The following is a 930-nucleotide window of genomic DNA, read 5'->3' on the forward strand; positions in this document are numbered from 1 at the left end:
CGTCACCCTGAGGCGGTCGGCGAGCTCCAGGATGTGCCCTTCGCGGGCGGTGCGGTCGCGGGTGCCGTCCCCGACGATGAGGGCCGCGAACTCGTCGCCGCCGAGCCGGGAGGCGGTGTCGCCGTGCCGGACCGCCTCCTGGAGTCTGCGGGCGGCCTGGACGAGCAGCTCGTCCCCGGCCTGGTGCCCGATCGTGTCGTTGACGGCCTTGAAGCCGTCGAGGTCGATGAAGAGCACGGCCGTGCCGCGGTCGGTCGAGCGGCGGCCGGACAGGGCCTGCTGCACGCGCTTGGTGAACAGCGCGCGGTTGGGCAGGTCGGTGAGCGGGTCGTGCTCGGCGTTGTGCTGGAGCTGCGCCTGCAGGCGCACTCTCTCGGTCACGTCCCGGCTGTTGAAGATGAGGCCGCCGTGGTGACGGTTGACGGTCGACTCCACGTTGAGCCAGCCGCCGTCGCCGGACCGGAAGCGGCACTCGATGCGCGTGGTGGGCTCCCGCAAGGGGCTCGCGACCAGGAAGCGGCGCACCTCGTGCACCACACAGCCCAGGTCCTCCGGGTGGATGAGACCGGCCAGCTCGGTGCCGATCAGTTCCTCCGCGGGCCGCCCGTACACCCCGGCGGCGGCCGGGGAGACGTACCGCAGGATGCCGTTGGGCGCGGCGATCATGATGACGTCGCTGGAGCCCTGCACCAGGGAGCGGAAGTGGTTCTCCTGCTGGGCCAGTTCCCGGGTGAGGGCGATGTTATCGCGCAGCACGATGCCCTGGCGCACGACGAGGGCCAGCACGACGGCACTCGCGGTGATCAGCACCACGCGGTCGACGCTGTGGCCGTTGAGCACGTTGTAGAGGACCCCCAGCGTGCACACGGCGGCGGCGAGGTACGGGGTGAGGGCGGCGAGGGGCCGGCTGGTCGGATACCGGTCGTGGTC

General features: G+C 71.7%; 1 protein-coding gene. It reads right to left on the reverse strand.

Annotated elements, in window-relative coordinates; genetic code table 11:
- A partial coding sequence (locus C1I97_RS37955; protein WP_146608452.1) for a sensor domain-containing diguanylate cyclase occupies positions 1-930 on the reverse strand: 930 nt, incomplete at both ends.

It is taken from the genome of Streptomyces sp. NTH33 (assembly GCF_003236365.1).
In the GTDB taxonomy this organism is placed as follows: Bacteria; Actinomycetota; Actinomycetes; order Streptomycetales; family Streptomycetaceae; genus Streptomyces.